Raw genomic sequence first — 22,970 nt, 5'->3', positions numbered from 1 at the left:
TTTATTCCTTAATTTATTTTTATATTTAGTTTTTTCGAAAAACTATTTCATCGGGCGAATCATACTCTCAATAAATTCAATCTCTTCTGGACTTAACCCGTATTTAACATAAAGCTCGTCATCAGTCCAGGCTTTATCCCATGATTGTTGAGGAACCCAAGTGTAAGTCGAACGGGTGGCATGTTGAGTTATCTTACGAAGAGATACTAAGAAGCGAAAAAAACGAGTTTGTAAATAACTTTCGATGCTCTGCGCTTCTTTTTTAGTTTTGACATAAAAAAACAAATACGATTGTGTACAAACAGAAGGAGACGATACTATTAAAGGTTTCCCTAAGACTAAATCGGGTAATTTTTTTCCACCATCTGACCCGGCCTGTGGAATCATCATCTTCCATGTGTCGATTAGATGGGCACTTTTCGTTATTTCATTTCGTGAGATCCAACCTGCATTTCGTTTTGTGTTTTTAATATAGTATAATGGTACATCGTCCTCCTGTTTGATTTCATGGAAGCCTGAGAAATTCGATGTCCAACCAAACTCCTTATCTACAGATAATATGTCAATAATAGATGGTTCATTATGGCTAAGTACTTTTCTCAGGATAGGTAACGCACGGCTTTCTCTAACTAAAATATCAAATTCTCCTAAATCACGATTTGAATGCCCGGTGATTTTGTCTTTTCGCAACGAGACAACTTCACATACTCCATTATAATCTCTCTCTCTAAGAAAATAGCAAACGCCTCCTTTTATTTCTACTCCAGAAAAGACTTCTGAAGACACAGGATAATCCACTAATTTTCTGATATGCTTATCGGAAAGCATTATGTTGCGAAATTCATTAAGCCCCAAACCGCTTGCCATCCATCTTGCAGGGATAACCATACAAAGCAAAAGAGGATTAAGTGCTTTTGCTTGCTCTACAAATTTATTATAGATAGGCATGTCACGGGAGCCTCCATCTGAGTTTTCCTGATATGGTGGATTTCCTATGATTACATCAAATTTCATATCTTCAAGTTTCTTTATTATTGTTTCGTTGTTTGCTCCTATAATATCATAGGAGTTAAAGTCAGTAAAGATGTTCTCTATTGGCATTTGGAGCATCTCATATATCTTTCGTGTAAATTCATAAGCAACCTTTGAGGTTGTAGATGAATAGATATTACCTTTAACCTTATCTCCAAATCGTTTGTAAAGTGCAATCGCAAACTCGCCTTGTTTGGCTGCAACATCAAGAATAGCTGTTTTATCAGTTATTGCTTCTTCAGGCAAAATAGCAACCATATCATCAGTTACTTTAGAAGGCGTAACTACTTCCGAATCGGAGAGCCGACCGAATTTATTTAGTGCCACTAATGCTCTATCAAGAGGCATTAATGACTTATCATTTGCGAGAGTATTGAGATTTTGAATCTTATAGTCTAATTCACTAAGAATAAATGGATTCATTTTTTTGTTGAACAGCATCAATATCTTTGGCTTTATTCCGAGATTTTTCGCTATTCGCTTATTATCATCATTGTTGTCTATTACTGAGATAATATTTGCAACTGAATTTACCTTAAAATCTGTCAAAAATGCAAAGAATAAGAGTCTTGAATAGTATGTTGCAAACTTTCTGCGAATTCTACTGGCTTCATCATCTTGAGAATTGCGTGGTTCCGACTTTGAGCTATTTGCATCTTCTTGAGGCTCTACTTCCGGCACCTCCAGATCATCGCTATCTTCTTCGTTATCAACGGCATTAATTTTTAATCCGCTCTTTGAATTAATTTCGGCTTGCTTTTCTATTTCATTAAGAATATCTTCATAATTGAGTAAAGACCAGTCAATCGAAATATCAGATGCTTCATCTGTGACGCTCTTGGCTCTTGAATAATCACTAACTGCTTGAAGAATATCGGTGGGGTGAACTTGCTGAATTTTATTATGATTCAAAATGATAACCGGTGAAACTTCAAGTTCTCTTCGAACTCGCTCTTCAAGCTTATCGTTGCCATTTTTCTCTGTATTTACGTTATAAATTTGAGATTTCTGTTCTTGCATACGAAACAAACGATGTGGTTCAAAATCAACTAACAATGTTTGAGGTTTCATATTGTACTTAATCTCATCTCCATTCTCATCTTTGTACGTCTTTATATATTGATTTTGCAAACGAAAGATGGCTTGATCATACTCTTGCGGAGAAGCAGTGTCTTTGAGATAGATCATTGTATCCCATTCTTCCACAGTAGTACCTGTAAGCATACGATTAACCGTAAGGGTTAGCGTCTTTTTATTCTTAGACTCACAGTCCTTGATTTTGTCTTTAACCGTTTTGATTTTTTTATAGGTGCGTTCATCTTCCACCCCAGCAATATTGATCACTTCATAGTCATTAAGATTAATGAAGACATCACTATAGCCTTCAATTAAGCTTTGTAGGGCATCACAAGAAGCACGATAGGGCAAAACACAAACTATATGTCGACACATCTTACCTTCCTTTATCTTGCCATAGTCTAAGAAGCTCAAAAGGTTTTCATCTTTTTGTGAGCCATCTATAGCTTTAAGCAATTCAAGTATTTCTCGTTCGTGTACAAATTTCTTATGACCATTATTTGTACTATCTTTTGATATGGATTCTGGCTTCAGCAAAGCAGAAAGAGCATAAGTAACACCATCCTTCCTTAACTTTTCCAGTTTTTTGACAGTTGATTGGTTCGGATTAAATGCAAAGCGAATCATTTGCGGAAAGCCATAATAAGGATTATCCCATTCCTTCTTATCATCCTTATTTATATTCTCTCTATCCCATTTTTCTTGTTCATCAATAATATCTGTAAATTGACAAAAAGCAATAATATCATCCTTTGTGAATTCTGAACTCATCAAGATGCGGTATGGTGTTCCGGAGAGATGAATACGAATTCTAGAGTTTAATATCTTTATTGTTTTATCTAATTTATCTAAAGTCTCATCATTCTGAGCTAACTCTTTTTCTCGTTGCTTTTTAGTCGTAAATCCTATGCTACTAAGTACCTTCCCATACTCTTCAGCTCGTGCAGCAAAATGAGTTTCATCAATTAAAAGTAAATCAATTACACTATCAAACACTTCTTTGTGCTTCCTTTTAATCTGTTCTCCTTGCAGATCTTGGAGAGTTAAGAAAAGAACAATCCCGCTCTCTTTAAGTTTATCGGTAATAATAGTTTCTTCTTTAAGTAAATCTTCGCTATCCAGAAATTCATATCCATCAAACCTAATATGGCTCTCAACGGTATGTTTCCATTCCATCTTAACATCCGCTTTAGCAGAAACAATCACAACAAAACGAGCGCCCATTTCTGTTGCGCAACACATAGAGGTGAAAGATTTACCAAAACGCATCACAGCATACATAAGTAGATTTGTTCGTCCTTTCTCCCGAGCTGTGTTGAAGTCTTTAATTGCTTTTAGTTGATTAGGGCGAGGCTTATAATCTTCTGTTCTGTCCCATTTAAAGTCTAAGGGTATACGGCTGTCAGAAAAATTATAGAATTGATATCTCCCATCATTTAGTAAATAACTTTTTTTTATATCTTCGATAGCCTCTTTAATATCATCTATCTCTGTATCTTTAAAAAACTCATTGGAATAATAAATATCAGCTTTCAGAGTATCTTTAATGAGACGTTGTTTCCCTTTTTGATTTTCCAAAAAAGCATGAATTGCAATGTCTCTAAAAAAAGTTTCCGCATCAGCTTTAGCGACGTCGCTAAATAATCTTTCCAAATTAGGGAAATACTTACGCCATTCGTTTAGCCTTCTTTCTAATGGGCGATAGGTATCACCCACTTTAAGATAGTTAGGAATAGTTTGAGTGGAAAAGGCATAGATATGAGGTTCAACTCTTCCTATAACAATATTATCTAAAATATCTGTATTAATATTACTCATAACTTTACTTCATCGTTTTAGCATTGAATTGTACTTCAAAGTCTCTCCTGTATTCCAGTCTTTAATCAAGCACTGAATACCATTGTGCTTTTGATAATTGTTATTTTTGCAGCCCTCGCATGATTTAAATTCTGACTCTCCAAACATATCAATTGAAACAATTTGTTCTCTACAACTATTAGGTATCACTCCTTTTAAACCATCCATCTGCCAAATATTCCATGAAATTATCTTGGCTATTTCGATTAAATGTTTGATAGCTGGTATTTTGTTAAATTTGTCTTTGTAATAATCCATAAATGTGCAGAGCAAATTTTCTCGTGCAAGCAAAAGGTTGTCTCCTTGCCATTCATAGCCATAGACACTTTGAAATGCAATCTTAGCCCAGGCATACCATTCCGCTTCCGTTTCAATATTTTCGGATACAACTCGAAGCTTACGATCTAATAACCCAATTCTATTTAGAACAGGAATAGGTTTACCTGTAACAGTGTCATATCGGCTGACCAAATAGGGAGCTTCTCCGCATGCTACTTCTAAACAAACATTTCTCAAATAGTCCTGCCAACTTTTCCCCTCTGATGTTGGAAAGGTTATCTTATTAAATTTCGTTTTCCAGCCCTTTTCTATTTCAACGTTGAATATGTTTTCTGAAACAAACCAAGCATTATCAATTAAATTATTTTGTCTATTACACATCCAGCCAGGCGTAAACACCTCAGCATTAGTTCTTACTCTCAATTGCTGCTCACTATTTGTGCGTTTAGATCGAGGCTTAATAATATTACCATTATTACCAGAAATCAAATTAGGAGTAATTTCTTCTTTATTTGTGTAGGCTGAACCGTATTGGACATAATTATCTGTTGCCCAAATAATATTTCGTTTCGAACTATTATCTTTAAGCAAGATAGGCAAGAGTTGACTATCGAACTCTATTATATCATTTTCTTTTATGTCGACAAGACTTTTATTGACCATCTTTTTTTCTATTATCGATTAACTCTATAACATCTACTTGAAGAATTTTTGCTATCTCAAACAACATCTCCAAACTAGGTTGTTGCCGATTACAAGCATACGCATTTATTGAACTGAAACTTTTGCCAAGTTTTTCAGCCAGCCACGTCTGCTTAATTCCTTTTTCATCAAGGACTTCTTTTATTCTGTTCAATTCCATTGGATTGTTTTTCTATGAAACATACAAAATGCACGCACAAATATAGCTAAAAATCTGCTATAAAAATAAAGCAAGGATAAATATCCCTGCTTTATTATCACTCGCTTTCAGAATGTTACTTGTTTTGCTTCAAATTCTCTGCTTCACGCCTTAGTCGTTCTGCCTCTAACTCTTTCAACCTCGCTTTTTCCAAACGCTTGGCTTCTTCAAATACTACCTTTTCATAATGTTCTACTTGTCTTCGGATAATCTTCACGCTATCTCGCTTGTAATCAAAGATGTTTTCCAGATTGGATATGTTCTCAGGAGTTGTTATGCCTTGCATTTTTACATAGCGATATTTCAGATCATTGTCTTTGTAGGTGGCAATTTCCTCTCGCTGGTAATATATCGCAAACATGCACACAAGCAAGGCGACACCCATGCCTATTGCACTAATGAAGATTTTGTTGGAAGCAATGCTGAATATATGATGGCATTCTGTTTTTACCGGCTTACGAACTTCTTCGATCGTTTCCTGTAGTTTGCCGGTTAGCTCACTGATTGCAGATAAGTCCGGCAAGTCTATTTCCGGTTGAATAACGGTAGGAGTATTATCGTTTCCCTTTTTAATCAATTTCTTGATTTCTTCAAAAAGCGTGTATACTTCGTTTATCTCTATATTTCTCATACTCTTATAATTTAACTAGTTAATAATCTTACATTTGTCGTCCGAACTTTCGTTTCGGTTTCTTCTTTAATCGCCGCTGGCGAAGATATTCGGTCTCATTCTCATCGTATCCGATTCCGGGCTGAATATCAAACAATCCACCCAAAGCAGAACCGACTGATCCGATTGTTGATGCAATGGCATTACTGGTCGAGTGGGATTGTTCCTGACTTTGGCTTGCCGACTGACTGCGGGCATTTTGTTCCAACTGATAATCAATTTTCGAGTAACTAAACATCTTATCTACTTTTGAACCATTAAACAAATAGCCGTTTTTCTCAAAGCGTACTCCCTGCACTTCATCGGAATTGCCTTTGGTCTTGAACTCGGTTTTTATCCCTGCATTTTGCAGTTCATTCGTTAATTGTTTCCAACTCTTGCATTTCGGCACCAATGTTTTGAGAGAATTGTATATCTCGTACTTGGTTTTATCTGGCTCTTTCAAGCGGTGTTCTTTTACGTTCTCTTTGCCGGTGGCGAAGTATAAACCGTATTTCTCAGTCAATTCCTTGCAGATTTTCTCACTTCGGAAACGGTCGTTGCTATCTGTAATCGTCTTGCCATTATTATTCACCCGGTTGTAAACCAAATGGATATGTGGGTGCTCCTTGTCGAAATGCCTTGCAATGATATACTGTGTGTTCACTATCCCCATTTGTTTCATATAGTCATGAGCTATCCGTCCCATCAGCTGATTGGATAGCTTATCTTTGTCTTGTGCAGAAAAGTCTAACGAGATATGGCATACCGGTTTCGATACACGATTATTCAAGCTCGCTTGGGTTACGAAACTCTGAATGATGGACGCTTTGCTCTTCACTCGAAGTCCATCAAAATCGACAATCTCCGTATTCTTCTGCTTGTCCAGAATGTAATTGACCACACCCTTGAACGCTTTACCCTTTACTATTTTTGCCATCATCTTCAATCATTTCAATTACGTTATCAATCTTATCTGCCAGATAGAGGTATTCATGGCGAGTACTGGTATACCCCTCAGCGTTTGCTTTTCTGGCAATCTGATTCAGGTTATTTCCCATACCTGATAGCTTTCGGATATAATCGTTCAGTTCGGGCGTGAGCCGCGGACAAATTTTACTCCCGGCTATACATTGACGAACGAAGTCGCTTCGGCTAATTCCTGCCGATTTGGCTTTCGTCTTTAGCGAAAAGTACTCGCGAGAATCCATCTTAAGGCTGACCATATAGGTGCGCTTCTCGCCTAATCCTTTGCTGGGGCGACCACCTGTTTTTCTCGGTTTTTTATCTTCCATTTTGAATTGCTATTTTACTATTAGACCAGCGGGATTTCCTCCCATTTTGGGGAGCAAGTGGCGTTTTGGTATGACCAAAACATAAACTTGCTCCGCTAAAAATCACAGATTTTCCATTAGAGTCTAAATCCGGTCTTCTTACGAGGATTTACCTTGTTCTTAGAAGAATTGTCAAGCACTAACCCAAATTCTTCCATTAGTATTTTCAAGGCAGGATTACGTTTAATCATGTCTTGAAGAATTGCTGTCGGCTGTTTCGCCTCAAGTAGAAAATCGGCGATATCGTACCCCTCTTTCCGTTGCTCCGGCGTTGCTCGTTTCTCCAAGAAATCGAAAATTTCGACCTCTATGTTTAGGCTCTTTATTTTATCGGCTTTCACTTGCCAATCCTCCCATGCTCCTAAATCCGGAAATAGGATTGTCTTTCTGCCTTTAAGAATCTGCAAATTTTCATCATTGAAACAGCCATGCTTTCCTCCGGTAGCGATCCATTGAAATTGGGGCATATAGAAAGAAGAGATTAAAGCGGTCTTTTCACTTTCTACAATCGCTACCGGCAGATTGGGTTGACTGGTAAGTAAGTGTTCGCCAAAGAAGCATTGTTTTAGATTGAAGTTTTCTTGCTTCAGGAGCGAGTGTACCCATGTGATATGATTATATGGATATTTAATTCGCTTGCCGGTCTCAGGGTCATATAGCATTACCTTCCCTGTGCGCACTCTTCCAGCAATATCCATTTGCCAGAAAACAGTTGCTCCGTCCCAGTGCTTGGCAGAACCAATCTTGTACTTCATCATAAGCTTCATCGTTTCATCTTCTCCCAGCTGAGAGGATAGATATTGAAACAGCTTGTTTTGCTGATAATGACCAAGCGAGGATGCCACTAAGTTGCTATCGATGAAGCTTGGTTCTTTTTCTTTCACGGGAGGATAGTTTTTGGGTGTTATTGTAGGATGATAATCAATAAACTCCTCTCGTCTATCCGGATTCTCCTCAAAATATTGCTTCGGAGTGAAGTGGTATCCACATTTTTCTTCCCGGTCGCATCTACCCACATGATTTGGAAACGAAACCTTATTTTCGGTGTCGATGTAGCGAGAAAAACACTTCTTTTGTTCACAAGCCGGGCAGGTATGCCGCGTTGCGATTCCTTTATAGGGTTCTAATATATATCTATAGCTCATTATGTTTTCTACATTTTGTACACTCTCCGCATTTCTCGAAAAACAGAACTGTAAATCAATGCTTTACTCTCGTTGAAATGTGCCTATCGGTTTACACAACCTCGCACTTTAAGTATGTAAAAAGCATGAAAAAGCGGAAAAGTGGATTGTTTTGCAAATTGTTATATACCTGAATGTCTTTGATTTAGAATCAAAAGTGTAGAGAATGCGGAAAATGCGCTAAAGCAATTTCCGGTATCGTCCATGTTTGTAGTTATCAAGCAAGCCATCCTTGAAATCACTAAGCATACGTTTGAAGCTATCTGCTGATATGGAAAACAGGGAAGCGACTTGTATTCCTTCTGCTGTAGAGAAGTCTGACGGAAGTGCATTATACAATCGTTGTTTGTCGGAGGGTAGCTGCTCCAAAGTTGTAGAAGAGGCGATAATTTGTTGAACCTTACGTGCGGTCTTCTGATAATAACCGACCAACTCGATAGCCCCTTCTACGCTGACTAAATCAATAGAATCTTTAGAGGCTTCTCCACAGAGCCAGCGAGCAACTTGCAAGATCAGGCAGAAGCGAATGGCATATATTTCCAACTTACTGTAAATACCCATCAACGTCTCGTTGATTTCTCGATTACATTGATCCGTATTCTCTCGTTGCCAGTCGTAGAGTCGCTTCCTGGCATCTTCTTGAAAATATAACTCAACAGGAATTATATCGCCATTGTCATCGGTGAGGTATTCCTGATTGATAAGTTTCTGCATCAGATTATTCCAAGTAGGGATTACATGCCGAGATAAATGCTGTTCGCTCCAATACTGCTTCTCTAAATTGTTTGGTAACACAAATAGAATGCGGTCTAAAAAACCGTTTTGATTACGTTCGCCTTTCGCCATCTCTCTCAATACTCCATGCTGAATGGTGCCGATTACGCCAATGAAGGAATTTTTGACTGATACAGAGTTTTTGGATCCACGTCGATCCAAAATTATCGGCTTACCATTGTAAAGAGAGAGCCAGAACTGTTCCTCAGAACCCTTTGTATAGCGATTGAAGTTCTTAAACCAAGAAGCTAACTCATCGGTGTATAAACAAATTCCTCTTTTGTTATTTTCGTGGATGAAGGCAAGGCTTTCAGGAGTAATATCTGAAACAACAAACTTTTTCAGAACGGGTTCGTTTGGCAGTTCGCTAATTCCTTGCTCCTCACGCTCTTTCCGACTGAGATAAAGAAGCTGTTCGTATTCCTTAATCTCTTTCTTAAACGTAACTGCATTTTTTGCGTCATGTTCAAACAAAGGATGAAAAGCAAAGCTAAGTGGATGGCTTTTGTTTACTCCCGGACGACCAATCAGGGCGATATAAAGAATCGCTCGTTCTGACCAGCCTTCCTTCAACTTGGCAACATGCGTATTCCCAATTCCAACTGATAGTACAAAACAAAGTGATGCTGCAATGTAATCAATGGGATAGTTGAGACATTCTCCTGTCGCATAGATAATATCCTGAATCTGATGTGGGAACACTTGAACCGGATAATCTGAGCCATACATCTTTCCTTTACAATGTAGAGCTTCGTGGATGATGCCCTCTGCTGTAATTTTATTTTCCATAATCGCTGGCTTTAAAAATTACGGCGTGAAGGTCGGCGACGGATTCCTTGGTTAACACGGGCTTCAACTTCTTCTTTCAGTTCCTCAATGGTTTTTCGTTTACCTTGAGTAATCCATGCCATTAGTTCATCTTCAAAGAAGAATAGTTTCTTTCCTCGTTTATAACAAGGAATAAGTCCTTTTCTCGCCAAAGCGTAAACGGTTGGTTTGGCTTTCATAATCAGCCGACACGCTTCTTCAATTTCTATCGGAACTCGCTTTACTGTCGGTTGACTTTGCTTTGTCTCAACCAAGCTTTTCAGTTCTGATACTTCTTTAATAAGATAAGCAACCGCCTCGGGTAACTTATCGAAAGTAATGATTTCGTTGCACATAATTCAATTGATTTTTAATTGTTTCAGTGCAAATAAAAATGGTGTTTCAACGGTGACACGAATCACCAGAGAAACACCAGAAAAACATTTTGAGATAGTGGTTAATACTGTTCCTTACTTTGTGTCGTCAGTTTTATTTAGACTTTCCTGTATTTGAATTGTGCTATTTGGTTCGAATATCTTTAGCTTTTTCTTAATGGTTTTCAGCTCCATATCTTTCAGTTTCTCTTTGAACACGGCTTTGAGGAATCGAGCGATTCCCCATTGGTCTGTTACGTCGAAGTGATTCCAGATATTCCAACCAAAGTGGCAAATATCAACGGTGGTCAGGTCTTTTACTTTTACTGGCTTGAAAGTGGGCGTATTCAAGTCGCTTCCGGCTGCATAAATTTCTATGTTTTCACAGAGTAAGTCCATGTTGGCATCTGACACGTAGAGGGCAAGTGTTTCTTGCGTGTACCTGATTGCTGTATTTAGCTTTTCAGTATATTGTAAGGTGAGCTGCTTTTGTTTTTCTGCCCGGATTTCAACCAAAGAGAGTTGCTTTACCGGTTCTTCCTCCGGCTTTGGCACTTCTTTTATTTGTTTGGGTTTAGGGAAAAGTAATTTACCTGTTTTATCCAATAATCCTTTTATTGCTATAGTGAGAACACAATAGGATATTATCCCAAGTCCGGCAATAAGCCAGAAGATAGTGTTAGCCGAGAATGCATCAACCCCTTGAGCAACAACCGTAGCTCTCACAATAAGACCAATAGCAAAGCAACCAATCGCTACTGATAGATAAATTATGATATATTCATGGTATTTATTCTTCATCTAACATTCTTGTTTTTGATATTTGCAATTGTGTCAGCAGTGATGACACAATTTGTGAAGGCAATGCCACTATTATTTATGACAACAGCGTTGTCACAAACTAAGTCAACTATTAATTGTTCTTATTGATCAGATTAACAACCACTTTCACCATTACATCTTTCTCTTCTGTCCGGCTTTCGGCAATCATAAGAGTAAGAGCTACAAGCGTATTGTTCTCTATCAGTTTTGTTCCATCTATTTTATATAGTATTCCATTCTTCTCCAGGAACCAAAGGAAAAGAAAAGCGGCTATTCGTTTGTTCCCATCGCTGAAAGAATGGTTCTTTGTTACCAGATAGAGTAACATTGCTCCTTTTTCCTCTACACTGGGGTAAAGGTCTTGCCCATCAAATGTTTGGTATATCGTATTAATAGAACTTTTGAATGACTGGTCTTTTTCGTTTCCAAACAGGTCACTTCCTCCAAACTTGTTTCTAAGATACTCAATTGCCTCCATTGCACTCTCATAAGTCGCTCGAAAGGACTCCTTGGGAGTGGTTTGTTCCACAGTTAATTCCTGATAGTCGTATCTATCCAATGTGTCCAATGCGTAGGTGTAATCACTAATCACTTGCAATAATCCGGTTGCTTCATCAGCTGACAGTTCTTTAGCCTGTAATACATTGGCTAAAAGTTTAACGGTCTGTTTAAGATCACCATACTGCTGCAATTTAATTTTCTCATTAACAACGTAGCCTTTAACAAGATATTCTTTTAGGATTTTGTTTGCCCAGATACGGAACTGAGTACCTTGAATTGATTTTACACGATAACCGACAGAGATTATTACATCTAAACTATATGACATGATTGGCTTGTCAGAATGAGCAATGTGCATTTTTTGCACATTGCTTTCCTTGGGAAGCTCTCCTTCCTTAAAAATATTACTAACGTGCTTAGATATAACCGATCTTTCACGGTTAAACAATTCTGCCATCTGATATTGATCCAGCCACACCGTTTCATTTTCAAGTCTTACATCCAGATTTGTGTTCCCGTCTGGAGCTTTGTATATTACGATTTCTCCTTTGCTCATAATTTTATGTTATTTTGTGTCTACGCTGTCGACACCGTTTATTTCAAACTAATCTTATTTGCTGATTCTCTTTTCTTCTCACTCACCAGTTCCGCATACACCTGAGTTGTACTCACATTTTTATGCGTAAGCATCTTGCTGACCGTGTAAATATCTGTGCCTAAGGCTATCTGAAGGGTCGCAAACGTGTGCCGAAAGCAATGATAGGTAATGTTTTTCGTAATCCCGGCTTTCTTGAGCCAGTTTTTTAAGGGGTATTGTGTCATGGAACGCTGCAATCCTTTGAACACTTTCCCTTTTCCACGTTCACCGCAGAGTTCCAACGCTTCGAAGCTGATGGGGAGCGTTGTCTCTGTTTCAGTCTTTTCTGTACGTAACCGTAAGCAGTATCCATTGTCGGCGCCAAGAACAATTTCATCCCATGTCAAGTTGAGAATGTCACTGATTCGTAATCCTGTCAGACAGGAAAAAAGTGAGGCGTTTTTAAGTACCGGAATATCACATGGCGTATTTGCTAATAGTTTCACCTCATCATGGGTTAGGTATTCTTTGCGAACGTCCTCGTATTCTATCTTCTCCAAAAAGTCATTTACGTTTTCCTTAATCCGCTTATCTCGATATGCAACCTTTAACAAGCCGCGGAAGGTAGAGAAATATCCGGCAGCCGAATTACGAGCGATCTTATGCTTGGGCCGATTCAGTTGATTTGCATTCAATAGATAAGAGCGAAACTTACGACACAAATCTACATTTACATCACCAAAAGTACACTTGCCATTAACAAACTTATAAAAGTGATCATAAACTCTCAACCATTTCTGATCTTTAGTTTTACTCATTTCACTGAAGTAAGCTAAGAAATCTCCCTTCATTTTATGTTTATCCAAAAATCCGTATTCCTCATTAATAATAGATTGCACACGGATAGAGCGGATAGCTTCAGCTTTTAGGAGCATCTCATTATTATACTCACGTTCTACTTCATTCTTTGGATGCAAGTAGATGTAGATTCCTAAATACTCCCTTCGGCTCATCTCCATTGTTTCGGGATTGCGGATGGCTGGATAGAAGTCCAGATATAAACTCTCCATATCATTTTTGATAGGCCGGCGGCGTAAAGTGACTTTTGATATTGACATGGCTTATATAATTATCGGGTTTAATACACTGTCTAATTCCTGTTTGGCAATCTTGATTGACTTCCCAATCTTTACTTTAGGAATCTTATGATACTTCACATAATGATATATCTGATCCCGGCTCATGTTGTACTTTTCCATAGCTTCCGGAACTGTATAGTATTCCAGTCTTTCCGGCTCTACTTCTTCTTTTAACTTATCCACATGATATTTCGAGTAAAACACATATTTGCCTTCTTTCTTTTTGGGGATTGAGTTTTCAGACACGAATGAGTATACGGAATTGATAGTCATATTAAACTTTTCCTTTATATCATCTACAGAATACCATTCGGCAATGCCGGTGTATTGGTTCTTCTTGGAAAAGTAAGCGTCCACATGTTTGCGACTGAAATAAGTCTTTCCTTTATTTAATGTACGAGGGAAGTTGTTTTCCTTAGCTACTTTAAAAATCCATGATTCGTTTACCTTATATTTTTCTTTAATCTCAGCAACCGTACAAAGTTCAGAGATAGGCTTACGATCGGTAGAGGGTTTCGCTTTGTATTCTTCCCTTGCATCAAACATGGTATCAATATCTTTTCTGCGAATAAATGTTTTCCCACCTATTTGAACTGCCGGTAAACTTCCCGAATGAAGATATCGATATACCGTAACTCTTCCCACACTCAATAGAAAGGCTGTTTCTGATACAGAGAGAAATTCTTTGTCTTTGATCTTTTCATACTGATCACTAATCATCTCCATCTCCTGCATCGTGCGATAGTTGATAGCCGTCAACTTCATCTGCCGTTTATTATCCTTATACGCTCTTGAATTACAAGTGTGTGAACAATAACGGGTCGTAGTCTTGTAAGCATTAAATGTATTGCCACAAAACTCACAGATTTTTAGTATACTTCTTTGTTCTTTCATCTTATTTCGCCAATATTTTGTATCACTATGTTTCATCTTGTTTCATGATGTTTCAATCATGTATCGTCTATTTATATCAGAACTTAAAAAACAAACATAAAAACACAGCGGTACAGCCGCGGTACAAAAGTAAGCGAAACAATTGGATTTAACAATAGGAAAGCATTAATTAGATAAAATATAACTGATTTACAGTAAGATACTTTGCTATTAATGATGATTGTTGGAAGTGGATGATAATCTCAACTTACTTTCCCACGCAAAAGCGCTCAAAGATATTGCCTAGGATTTCGTCGTTGCTGATTTGGCCGGTGATTTCGCCTAGGTAGTGCATGCATTCGCGGATGTCTTGGCTTAGGAAGTCGCCGGAGATGTTTGCGGACAGGCCTTCGGATACGCGTTGGATGGCTGATTGGGCTTTGGTGAGGGCTTCGTAGTGACGGGCGTTTGTTACGACTACATCGTTCTGGCTGATTTCGGGAATGGCGGCTGCTTGTAGCAGTTGCTGTTTGAGTAGTTCTGTATTTTCTTTTTTCTTGGCTGATATGTAAAGGCGATCGGCTTCTATTTCGTTCAACAAGGCCTTTTTTATCTCTAGGTCAGCGGGGGATAGTAAGTCTGATTTATTGAATACTAAGATGGTTTTCTTGTCTGTCAGATGTGGGGTGATAACGGAAGCCAGCGATTCGATTTGCTCCGAAGGACTGGTCAAGTCTATCACCCATAGGACGATGGAGGCTTGCTTTAGTTTATTGAATGTCCGTTCTATCCCCAGGCTTTCTATTGTATCTGAGGTTTCACGGATACCGGCTGTATCGATAAAGCGTAAGGTTATTCCTGATAGGTTGATGGTGTCTTCTATTACATCACGGGTAGTTCCATGTATATCGGAAACGATTGCCCGCTCCTCGCCCAGCAGTAAGTTTAGCAAGGTTGACTTCCCAGCATTGGTCTCGCCTATAATAGCTACAGGGATACCGTTTTTAATTGCATTTCCTACATTAAAGGAGTCCGCCAGGCGTTGAATAAGCTGTTCTATCTGAGAAGCTAACTGCTTCAGATTTGTACGATCGGCAAACTCAACATCTTCTTCGCTGAAGTCTAATTCCAATTCTATCAAAGAGGTAAAATCCAGTAGCTGAGAGCGCAATTTGGAGAGCTCATTACTGAAGCCTCCGCGCATTTGATTCAGCGCCAGTTTATGCATTCCTGCAGAGGTAGAAGCGATCAGGTCAGCAACGGCTTCCGCCTGGCTCAGGTCCATCTTTCCGTTCAGGAAAGCCCGTTGGGTAAACTCGCCGGGAAGCGCCAGACTGGCTCCTTTTTCAATCAGTAACTGAAGGATTTGTTGTTGGATATAAACAGAGCCATGACAGGCGATCTCGACTGTATTTTCCCCGGTATACGAATGAGGTGCATGGAAAAGGCTGACTAGCACCTCATCAATAACTGCATCATCTTTGCGTATCTCGCCAAAATGAATGGTATTGGGCAGGCAATCTGCCAGCTTTTTGCCCCGGCGTGAAACAAATACTTTTTCGGCTACCTCTATCGCTTTCTCTCCTGACAGGCGTATTATGGCAACACCTCCGCTACCGGGAGGTGTTGATATGGCACAAATAATGGAATGATCCGTCATAATCCTCTTTTTATGGATTACAAAGGTAATTAAAACTTATAGATTTCCCTCGGAGCTGCTCTATTTTCCAGTTGGCTCCAGGCCGATCGTGAAATGCCGCATGATCGGTAGCTCGCGGGTAATCCTGTAGCCGGAAGTGATCTCTCCATTGCGGTCGTAGACATTCTTCAGGGCTGCGGCAATTACATCCATGTGGTTGTTTGTATACGTGCGACGGGGGATGGCCAGACGGAAAAGTTCCAATGCCGGATAGCGGTTTTCACGCGTAAGCGGGTCGCGGTCAGCCAGTATGGCACCTACTTCAACTCCTCGGATACCGGCTTCCAGATACAGCTCGACACCTAATGTCTGAGCAATAAACTCTTCTTTTGGCACATTGGGTAACACCTTTTTAGCATCTACAAAGATCGCATGTCCACCGGCAGGGCGTTGATAGGCTATTCCGTATTCATCCAGTTTGGCTCCTAAATAGGCAACCTGCTTGATGCGGGTTTCCAGATAGTCAAACTCCGTTCCTTCATCCAGCCCTTGTGCCAAAGCATTCATGTCTCTGCCCGACATTCCTCCATACGTAAGAAATCCTTCATTCATGATACAATATGTTTGTGCTTTCCGCCAGAGGTCTTCTTCTTTAAATGCCACAAAACCACCCATATTAACAATTGCATCTTTCTTAGACGACATGGTCATTATGTCTGCATAAGAGAACATTTCCTTTACAATTTCTTTGATCGTCTTGTCGGCATATCCCTCTTCACGCACTTTGATAAAGTAAGCATTTTCTGCAAAGCGGGCTGAGTCTATCAGGAGACGTACTTTATACTTTTTACAGATAGCCGATACCTCCCGGATGTTAGCCATAGAAACCGGTTGTCCGCCTGCCGTATTGTTCGTAACTGTCAATACAACACAAGGTATTTTCTCCACCGGATACTGTTTCAGAACGGCTTCCAGTTTGTCGGGATCTACATTTCCCTTGAACGGTATTTCGAGTTGGGTGTCAGAAGCGGCATCAATAGTACAATCCAGCGCCACGGCCTTGCGAAACTCAATATGTCCTTTAGTCGTATCAAAATGTGAATTGCCGGGAAGTATATCCCCTTCTTTTATAATAGCGGAAAAGAGCACATTCTCGGCCGCTCTTCCCTGGTGAGTCGGAAGAAAATAATTGAATCCCAGGATATTCTGGATAGCCTCTTTCATATTGTAATAAGAACGCGCACCGGCATAGCTTTCATCTCCCAGCATCATGGCTGCCCATTGTTTGTCACTCATTGCTCCCGTTCCCGAGTCGGTGATCAGATCAATAAACACATGATCGCTTTTCAGGTTAAACAGGTTGTACTCAGCTTCTTTTATCCAACGTTCACGTTCTTCGCGTGTGCTTTTACGAATGGTTTCTACCATTTTAATTTTATACGATTCGGCGAAAGGTAATTCCATGATAATCAATTTTAATTGTTTATATTTAGTTATTCATTTCTCATATAGGCATATACAAGAATTCTACTTAATCTGTAAATTAAGCATATAGTAAGAAATAATAAAGGAGAGAAGTTTCAGAGGAGAAACTCGTCGCGGCGTTTAATATTGAGATATAACCGAGGGGTTACTATGTTTACTGACATTCTCATATGAGACAAATATACAAAGATTATCACAAAGACAAGCGAAATTCGACAGAAATAGAGTATAACTCTCTATCTTTATCCCGATCAACATTATCGGTTTATGCATATGAGAATCTCTTTATTGTTATTGCTGTTTACATTCACCGCAAATTCATTTCTACTTAGTGAACAGACCGTTAGAGGACAAGTTATGGATAGTTTGGGTGAAGCCGTGCCGTATGCATCGCTTTTTATTCAGGAGATTGCACAGGGTATTGTTTGCAACGATCAGGGAAAGTTTCAAACTACCCTGAAAGAAGGCAACTACACTTTCGAGTTCGGTTCGTTGGGATACGAGCGCAAAACAATAGCCGTAACGGTTGGCAAAGAACCCATTCAGCTCACCGTGGCGGTAGAAAAGAAAACATACGAGTTGAAGGAAGTCATCGTTTATCCCGGCAAGGAAGATCCAGCTTATGCCATTATGCGTAAAGCCATCTCTATGGCGCCCTTTTATCTGCATCAGGTAAAAGGATATGAGTCCGAAGTCTATCTGAAAGGCACTATCAAGATGGAGAAGATACCCCGTTATATGAAAATACAAGCCGGAGGTCAACAGATAAGTGGTTTTCAGGATAAGTTATTTCTGATCGAATCGCAGAATGAAGTGAAGTTCACCGCTCCCAACACTTACGAGCAGCATGTGATAGCCACCAACAGCAATCTGCCTGCGGAAATAGATGTTGCCGATGCGCTGGATGTGATCACCACTAACATCTACGACCCCAATGCCTTGGGAAAGATATCCCCCTTATCCACGCAGGCATTTAACTATTACAATTTCAAATGGGAAGGCATAACGAAAGAAGGAAATCATTCGGTAAACAAGATACGCGTTACCCCCAAGAAGAAAAACCCTAAGCTAATGACAGGCTGGCTCTATATTATTGAGAGCAGCTGGAATGTACAAAGTGCCGATCTCTCGTCGACCGAATACGGGGTGACCCTTCGTTTTACGGCCACCTACAACGAAGTGAAGCCCTATACATTCCTTCCTACCTCGTACGATATGGATATGAAGATCGATATTTTAGGTATAAAAGCCTCCGGGAAGTATTATTCGTCTGTTCGATACAAAGACGTAGAGTTGAATGAAACCCCCACTACACCCACACCCAAGCAACAAAAGGCTCAAAAACAACTGGATAAACTTACCAACAAGGAGAAGCTAACAAACCGCGATGCTTACAAGATGGCCAAACTGATGGAAAAGACCATTGAACCGGAGGAACTACATCAAAGCAGAGGATCACTGGAACTGCTTCCGGTCAACAGCAACATCAAGCTAACGGTAGACAGTATGGCTAAATCACGCGACTCCATCTATTGGGAAGCAACACGCAACCTTCCGCTACGGAACGAAGAGATAGAAAGCTTCAAAGCAATTGACAGTCTGAATCTGAACATAGACCGGAACAACAACAATATAATCGTCTCCACAGGTATAGAAGGCAAGAGTAAGTTGATGGGAGGTCGTATCCCATTAGGAGAAAAAGCCTATTGGGGTTACAACGGTTTGCCGGGAGTGGTTCCGGAATACAACTTTGTGGATGGTATCTGGCTGGGACAACGCCTTACTCTCGGCACGAATCTGCACAAGCGGAATCACCTGTCCGTTTCGCCTTCCGTCTATTATGTCACTGCCAGAAAAACAATCAACTGGCAAATAGACGGCAACTTCCGGTATGCTCCTTTGCGTAATGGTTCGCTAAGCGTATCGGGAGGAAACACATCCGCCGACTTTAATAATATGGGAGAATTACGCTTGATTAACTCCCTGTCTTCTCTCTTTTTTGCCGAGAATCCGATCAAATTCTATCAAAAACGTTTCTTCGAGGTCATCAACCACATAGATGTTGCCAATGGACTTATGCTAACTTCCTCTATTTCAATTGAACACAGAAACGCGTTGGAGAATAATCTTTCCTGGAGTATTTTCAATAGAACGCCGGATTCCAACCTTCCTGGCCGGCAAGTTGCACCCATGCCCGACAATCATACCACCAAATATGCAGCCCATCTGGAATATACACCCCGCTATTACTACCGCATACAAGGCGGAAGGAAGCAGTATGCCAATTCTAAATACCCTACACTGGGGCTCGGCTATGTAAGAGCTATCACCAACATGAATAATCTGTCGCCTGATTATCACCGTTTGGATGCCAGCATCCGGCAAAAGATACAACTCCATGCCTTCGATCATTTGAGCTATCAGGTACAGGGCGGAGTCTTTTTGAACGGAAAACATCCGACTTTCTTCCCCGACTATAAGCACTTCCGAACCAGTGAGCTATTCCTGACCGGATATTCTGCAGAAAACAGCTTCAGCCTATTGGATAATTACACCTACTCAACCAACGATAAATGGCTGGAAGCACACCTGTCTTACTCCACGGCTTATCTGCTGATCAAGCATTTGTCATTCCTGCAGAACTATATATTCAAGGAGTATCTACACGCCCGCACACTCTGGATACCAGGGAAGAATCATACTGAATTCGGTTATTCCATCGGCATACAAGATATAGGCAACATAGGCCTTTTTGTCAGTCTCGAAAAAGGAAAATATGACGGTTTGGGCTTCACCATCTCCATACCGATCCTCAGGGAGATGGGAGCAAAGTAAAAAGTCACGTCATTATCAATTCATATTTCCGGCTTCCTATACCGATTTTTTCAGCATGCTCCAAACCGGCTTGCCAATTGGTTTCCGGGTGGATTAAGTGGAATTTATCTTCACCTTCCAGGTGTTCATGCGCATGTTTCTCGCCCAATACACTTGTGTGTAAAACAGGTGCTTTAGTCACCAGATCAGCACAGGCTTGGTCTAATGCCACCGGGTCAAAAGAAGCTGCTATTCCCAAGTCCGGGATAATAGAGGCATCATTATGGTTCCAGCAATCGCATTCCGGAGATACATTCATGATAAAACTCACATGGAAGTGGGGTTTGTCCTGTAATACAGCCTTGGTATATTCGGCTATCTTATAGTTCAGTCGCTCAGAGGTATCGCCTTCGCCCAATACGGCAGCGCTATACTGGCACAAGGCTACACATTGTCCGCAACCTACACATTTATCGTAATCTATAACAGCTATCCTGCTCTCGTCCAAATGGATAGAATCATGTGCGCAGGATTTGACACAGATACGGCAGCCGGTGCAATTATCCCGGTCTACAACAGGTTTGGAGGCGGCATGTAGTTCCAGTTTTCCGCCTACACTGGCACATCCCATCCCCAGGTTTTTCAAGGCTCCGCCAAAGCCGGTCTGTTCATGGCCTTTGAAATGGCTCATGCTTATCACAATATCTGCGTCTACCACGGCGGCTCCTATCTTGGGAGCTTTGCAATATTCCCCATCAATAGGCACTTCCCGGTAGTCTGTTCCTTTCAGCCCATCGGCAATAATCACATTACAGGGAACAGCTATGGGGTTGAAGCCATTCACCATCGCGCTATGTAAGTGGTCTACTGCATTGGAGCGGCCTCCCGAATACAGAGTATTGGAGTCTGTCAGGAACGGTTTCGCTCCCAACTTTTGCAACAATGTTACCAATCCGGCCGCATAATTTGGGCGAATATAAGCCAGGTTTCCCGGCTCGCCAAAATGGATCTTAACCGCCACAAATTGATTCTGAAAATCAATGGTTTCTATTCCGGCTTGTTTCACCAGTCGTTCCATCTTTTTTAGTAGATTGCTTGATGGAGTAGTACGTAAATTTGTAAAATAAACTTTTGAAAGGGTCATATTCATCTTTTTATGTAAGCTCAAACAAGCCTCAAAAATAATAAATATAATTGAAATGCTTATTTTTGCATTTCGTAAAATGCAAAATAATCTTATAAACAAAAGAACACTATGGCATTACAAAGGATGAAGGACAGGAGAAGTATCCGTCAATATACGGATCAGGACATACCGGAGGAGTTGTTGAATGAGTTACTGGAAGTAGCTGCCCGGGGATCTAATACCGGTAATATGCAGTTATATAGCGTAGTTGTTACGCGGGATCAGGCGATGAAAGAGAAAATGGCTCCGGCTCATTTTAATCAGAAAATGATTACTACAGCTCCCGTGGTACTTACTTTTTGTGTAGATGCTAACCGGTTTGTCAAATGGGCGGAACAACGCAAGGCTGAAGCGGGTTCCGACAATTTTCAGACCTTTATATCTGCTACGATAGATACGACTATCTTTGCTCAAACATTCTGCACTGCGGCAGAGGAGAAGGGGCTGGGTATATGCTATCTGGGGACAACTACCTATAATGCGGATCCGATAATCGAGGCGCTTTCGCTTCCACGTCTGGTAGTCCCCATCACGGTTGTAACGGTTGGCTGGCCTGCCGAAACACCGGAACAGCCCGAACGTCTTCCTTTAGAAGCTGTTATCCACAATGAAACATATACAGACTATACACAAGCCTCTATAGACGCATTATACAAAGCCAAGGAAGAATTAGCTGTCAACAAACAATACGTAAAGGAAAACAACAAAGAAACACTGGCACAAGTCTTTACAGACATCCGCTACACCAAAAAGAACAACGAATACTTCTCCGAAGTCTACCTGAATGTATTAAAGAAACAAGGGTTTCTTTAAGTGATTAAATTCACTTGATACCCTATAAAGAGCCCGCTTTCTATCACGCCGGTGATGGATTTGAGGGCTGTTTCTGTGGTGTCGGGGATGGCGTCGAACCAGACGTCGAGGATCAGATTGCCGTTTTCGGTGATGATGGGGCCGTCCTTGCCTTCGGCCATGCGTAGTTTTATTTCGCGGGGAGATAGTTCTTCAAGCGCCTTGCCTACGTATGTAAGTGCCTGAGGAAAAACTTCTACCGGAACTGGGAATTTCATACCCAAACGGCTTACCATCTTAGACGAATCGGTAAGAATATAGTTTCGCGGGCTGGAATTTATCAACAGTTTTTCTTTAAACATAGCGCCGCCCCGCCCTTTTATCAGGCTGTGGTTGGGGTCTACTTCATCCGCCCCGTCAAATGCCCAGTCCGGCTGATATTCCATCAGGCTGGTAACAGGTATCCCCAGTTGAGCGCAAGTCATCGTTATTTCCTGCGATGTAGGGATGGCTTTGATGTGCAAACCCTCTCCTTTTACCCGCTGGGCAATTGCCAGGAGAGCCAGGTAGGATGTTGATCCGGAGCCTACTCCGATGACATCCCCGTCCTTCACCATTCCGGCTATTTTCGCGGCTACCTTTTCTTTTTCATCCCTTCTCGAAATCTCTTTACTCCAAGGAAATGAGTCTATGATATTCTTCTCCCACTTCATGTGTACTTCCTTATTTTTCAGCATACAAAGTAATAAACAAATCCACAAAGTACCATTGTTTAGTGGCATTTACTTTTTCTTAACGTTGTTTTTATGAAGAATTTGGCAAATAATTCTAACCTTAGCACTGCGTTTTCGATGAAGATATGATGTTGATATGT

19 protein-coding genes are annotated in these 22,970 nt (G+C 40.4%); 2 read left to right on the top strand and 17 right to left on the bottom strand.

Annotation, left to right across the window (positions count from 1 at the left end; translation table 11 throughout):
- Window positions 1-42: 42 nt before the first annotated feature.
- From M2470_RS10395 to M2470_RS10325, 15 genes are all read right to left on the bottom strand, one after another.
- On the bottom strand, window positions 43-3,927 hold the full coding sequence (locus M2470_RS10395) for an Eco57I restriction-modification methylase domain-containing protein (RefSeq protein WP_280744878.1): 3,885 nt from the start codon (window positions 3,925-3,927) through the stop codon (window positions 43-45).
- A gap of 9 nt (window positions 3,928-3,936) precedes the next feature.
- Entirely contained in the window at window positions 3,937-4,908 is a 972-nt protein-coding gene (locus M2470_RS10390) for a restriction endonuclease subunit M (protein ID WP_280744879.1), read from the bottom strand.
- Window positions 4,898-5,107: a helix-turn-helix transcriptional regulator gene (locus M2470_RS10385; protein WP_280744880.1), complete on the bottom strand. Its 210-nt coding sequence runs from the start codon at window positions 5,105-5,107 to the stop codon at window positions 4,898-4,900. The genes M2470_RS10390 and M2470_RS10385 overlap by 11 nt, the downstream gene beginning before the upstream one ends.
- 115 nt (window positions 5,108-5,222) lie before the next feature.
- Complete coding sequence (locus M2470_RS10380; RefSeq protein ID WP_280744881.1) at window positions 5,223-5,777, bottom strand: hypothetical protein; 555 nt, start codon at window positions 5,775-5,777, stop codon at window positions 5,223-5,225.
- A gap of 28 nt (window positions 5,778-5,805) precedes the next feature.
- Window positions 5,806-6,738, bottom strand: a complete 933-nt coding sequence (locus M2470_RS10375) for a relaxase/mobilization nuclease domain-containing protein (RefSeq protein WP_280744882.1) — start codon at window positions 6,736-6,738, stop codon at window positions 5,806-5,808.
- Complete coding sequence (locus M2470_RS10370) at window positions 6,713-7,090, bottom strand: MobC family plasmid mobilization relaxosome protein (protein ID WP_280744883.1); 378 nt, start codon at window positions 7,088-7,090, stop codon at window positions 6,713-6,715. Before M2470_RS10370 ends, M2470_RS10375 begins: the two co-directional genes overlap by 26 nt.
- A 116-nt stretch (window positions 7,091-7,206) precedes the next feature.
- Complete coding sequence (locus tag M2470_RS10365; RefSeq protein WP_280744996.1) at window positions 7,207-8,277, bottom strand: DUF6371 domain-containing protein; 1,071 nt, start codon at window positions 8,275-8,277, stop codon at window positions 7,207-7,209.
- A 216-nt stretch (window positions 8,278-8,493) separates the two neighbouring features.
- Window positions 8,494-9,876 (bottom strand): DUF3987 domain-containing protein, encoded by a 1,383-nt coding sequence (locus M2470_RS10360; RefSeq protein ID WP_280744884.1) that lies wholly within the window; start codon window positions 9,874-9,876, stop codon window positions 8,494-8,496.
- Between the two features lie 11 nt (window positions 9,877-9,887).
- Entirely contained in the window at window positions 9,888-10,250 is a 363-nt protein-coding gene (locus tag M2470_RS10355; RefSeq protein ID WP_280744885.1) for a helix-turn-helix domain-containing protein, read from the bottom strand.
- Window positions 10,251-10,364: 114 nt separating this feature from the next.
- Window positions 10,365-11,069, bottom strand: coding sequence for a mobilization protein (locus tag M2470_RS10350; RefSeq protein WP_280744886.1), 705 nt, complete (start codon window positions 11,067-11,069; stop codon window positions 10,365-10,367).
- Window positions 11,070-11,181: 112 nt separating this feature from the next.
- The gene (rhuM, locus tag M2470_RS10345) at window positions 11,182-12,147 is read right to left on the bottom strand and encodes a RhuM family protein (RefSeq protein ID WP_280744887.1); all 966 of its coding nucleotides are present in this window, start codon (window positions 12,145-12,147) and stop codon (window positions 11,182-11,184) included.
- A gap of 38 nt (window positions 12,148-12,185) precedes the next feature.
- Window positions 12,186-13,286 (bottom strand): site-specific integrase, encoded by a 1,101-nt coding sequence (locus tag M2470_RS10340; protein WP_280744888.1) that lies wholly within the window; start codon window positions 13,284-13,286, stop codon window positions 12,186-12,188.
- Window positions 13,287-13,289: 3 nt separating this feature from the next.
- Window positions 13,290-14,201: a helix-turn-helix domain-containing protein gene (locus M2470_RS10335; protein ID WP_280744889.1), complete on the bottom strand. Its 912-nt coding sequence runs from the start codon at window positions 14,199-14,201 to the stop codon at window positions 13,290-13,292.
- 247 nt (window positions 14,202-14,448) lie between these two features.
- Window positions 14,449-15,840, bottom strand: coding sequence for a tRNA uridine-5-carboxymethylaminomethyl(34) synthesis GTPase MnmE (gene mnmE, locus M2470_RS10330; protein ID WP_280744890.1), 1,392 nt, complete (start codon window positions 15,838-15,840; stop codon window positions 14,449-14,451).
- Window positions 15,841-15,900: 60 nt separating this feature from the next.
- A complete protein-coding gene (locus M2470_RS10325) occupies window positions 15,901-17,283 on the bottom strand; it encodes a tryptophanase (RefSeq protein WP_280744891.1) in 1,383 nt (460 codons plus the stop codon).
- 288 nt (window positions 17,284-17,571) lie between these two features.
- On the opposite strand from M2470_RS10325, the gene M2470_RS10320 reads away from it, so the two are divergent.
- Window positions 17,572-20,139: a DUF5686 and carboxypeptidase regulatory-like domain-containing protein gene (locus M2470_RS10320; RefSeq protein WP_348524215.1), complete on the top strand. Its 2,568-nt coding sequence runs from the start codon at window positions 17,572-17,574 to the stop codon at window positions 20,137-20,139.
- Window positions 20,140-20,143: 4 nt separating this feature from the next.
- Here the strand turns inward: M2470_RS10320 and M2470_RS10315 are convergent, their stop codons facing one another.
- The gene (locus M2470_RS10315; protein ID WP_280744997.1) at window positions 20,144-21,262 is read right to left on the bottom strand and encodes a DUF362 domain-containing protein; all 1,119 of its coding nucleotides are present in this window, start codon (window positions 21,260-21,262) and stop codon (window positions 20,144-20,146) included.
- A gap of 111 nt (window positions 21,263-21,373) precedes the next feature.
- Between M2470_RS10315 and M2470_RS10310 the strand changes: the two genes are divergently transcribed.
- Window positions 21,374-22,117: a nitroreductase family protein gene (locus tag M2470_RS10310; protein ID WP_280744893.1), complete on the top strand. Its 744-nt coding sequence runs from the start codon at window positions 21,374-21,376 to the stop codon at window positions 22,115-22,117.
- Here M2470_RS10310 and rpiA read toward each other — a convergent pair.
- Window positions 22,114-22,809 (bottom strand): ribose 5-phosphate isomerase A, encoded by a 696-nt coding sequence (gene rpiA, locus M2470_RS10305; RefSeq protein WP_280744894.1) that lies wholly within the window; start codon window positions 22,807-22,809, stop codon window positions 22,114-22,116. The two genes, M2470_RS10310 and rpiA, sit on opposite strands and share 4 nt — an antisense overlap.
- Window positions 22,810-22,970: the final 161 nt, after the last annotated feature.

It is taken from the genome of Parabacteroides sp. PH5-46, from assembly GCF_029892785.1.
Lineage (GTDB): Bacteria > Bacteroidota > Bacteroidia > Bacteroidales > Tannerellaceae > DFXE01.
This window is presented reverse-complemented; position numbering and strand designations above follow the sequence as displayed.

What these genes read in the sequence shown, in the direction of transcription:
- mnmE (WP_280744890.1), bottom strand. Translation starts at nt 15,840, where the DNA reads ATGACGGATCATTCCATTATTTGTGCCATATCAACACCTCCCGGTAGC.
- M2470_RS10315 (WP_280744997.1), bottom strand. Translation starts at nt 21,262, where the DNA reads ATGACCCTTTCAAAAGTTTATTTTACAAATTTACGTACTACTCCATCA.
- rpiA (WP_280744894.1), bottom strand. Translation starts at nt 22,809, where the DNA reads ATGAAGTGGGAGAAGAATATCATAGACTCATTTCCTTGGAGTAAAGAG.
- M2470_RS10380 (WP_280744881.1), bottom strand. Translation starts at nt 5,777, where the DNA reads ATGAGAAATATAGAGATAAACGAAGTATACACGCTTTTTGAAGAAATC.
- M2470_RS10360 (WP_280744884.1), bottom strand. Translation starts at nt 9,876, where the DNA reads ATGGAAAATAAAATTACAGCAGAGGGCATCATCCACGAAGCTCTACAT.
- M2470_RS10350 (WP_280744886.1), bottom strand. Translation starts at nt 11,069, where the DNA reads ATGAAGAATAAATACCATGAATATATCATAATTTATCTATCAGTAGCG.
- M2470_RS10325 (WP_280744891.1), bottom strand. Translation starts at nt 17,283, where the DNA reads ATGGAATTACCTTTCGCCGAATCGTATAAAATTAAAATGGTAGAAACC.
- M2470_RS10355 (WP_280744885.1), bottom strand. Translation starts at nt 10,250, where the DNA reads ATGTGCAACGAAATCATTACTTTCGATAAGTTACCCGAGGCGGTTGCT.
- M2470_RS10385 (WP_280744880.1), bottom strand. Translation starts at nt 5,107, where the DNA reads ATGGAATTGAACAGAATAAAAGAAGTCCTTGATGAAAAAGGAATTAAG.
- M2470_RS10320 (WP_348524215.1), top strand. Translation starts at nt 17,572, where the DNA reads ATGCATATGAGAATCTCTTTATTGTTATTGCTGTTTACATTCACCGCA.
- M2470_RS10340 (WP_280744888.1), bottom strand. Translation starts at nt 13,286, where the DNA reads ATGTCAATATCAAAAGTCACTTTACGCCGCCGGCCTATCAAAAATGAT.
- M2470_RS10370 (WP_280744883.1), bottom strand. Translation starts at nt 7,090, where the DNA reads ATGGAAGATAAAAAACCGAGAAAAACAGGTGGTCGCCCCAGCAAAGGA.
- M2470_RS10375 (WP_280744882.1), bottom strand. Translation starts at nt 6,738, where the DNA reads ATGATGGCAAAAATAGTAAAGGGTAAAGCGTTCAAGGGTGTGGTCAAT.
- M2470_RS10390 (WP_280744879.1), bottom strand. Translation starts at nt 4,908, where the DNA reads ATGGTCAATAAAAGTCTTGTCGACATAAAAGAAAATGATATAATAGAG.
- rhuM (WP_280744887.1), bottom strand. Translation starts at nt 12,147, where the DNA reads ATGAGCAAAGGAGAAATCGTAATATACAAAGCTCCAGACGGGAACACA.
- M2470_RS10335 (WP_280744889.1), bottom strand. Translation starts at nt 14,201, where the DNA reads ATGAAAGAACAAAGAAGTATACTAAAAATCTGTGAGTTTTGTGGCAAT.
- M2470_RS10310 (WP_280744893.1), top strand. Translation starts at nt 21,374, where the DNA reads ATGGCATTACAAAGGATGAAGGACAGGAGAAGTATCCGTCAATATACG.
- M2470_RS10395 (WP_280744878.1), bottom strand. Translation starts at nt 3,927, where the DNA reads ATGAGTAATATTAATACAGATATTTTAGATAATATTGTTATAGGAAGA.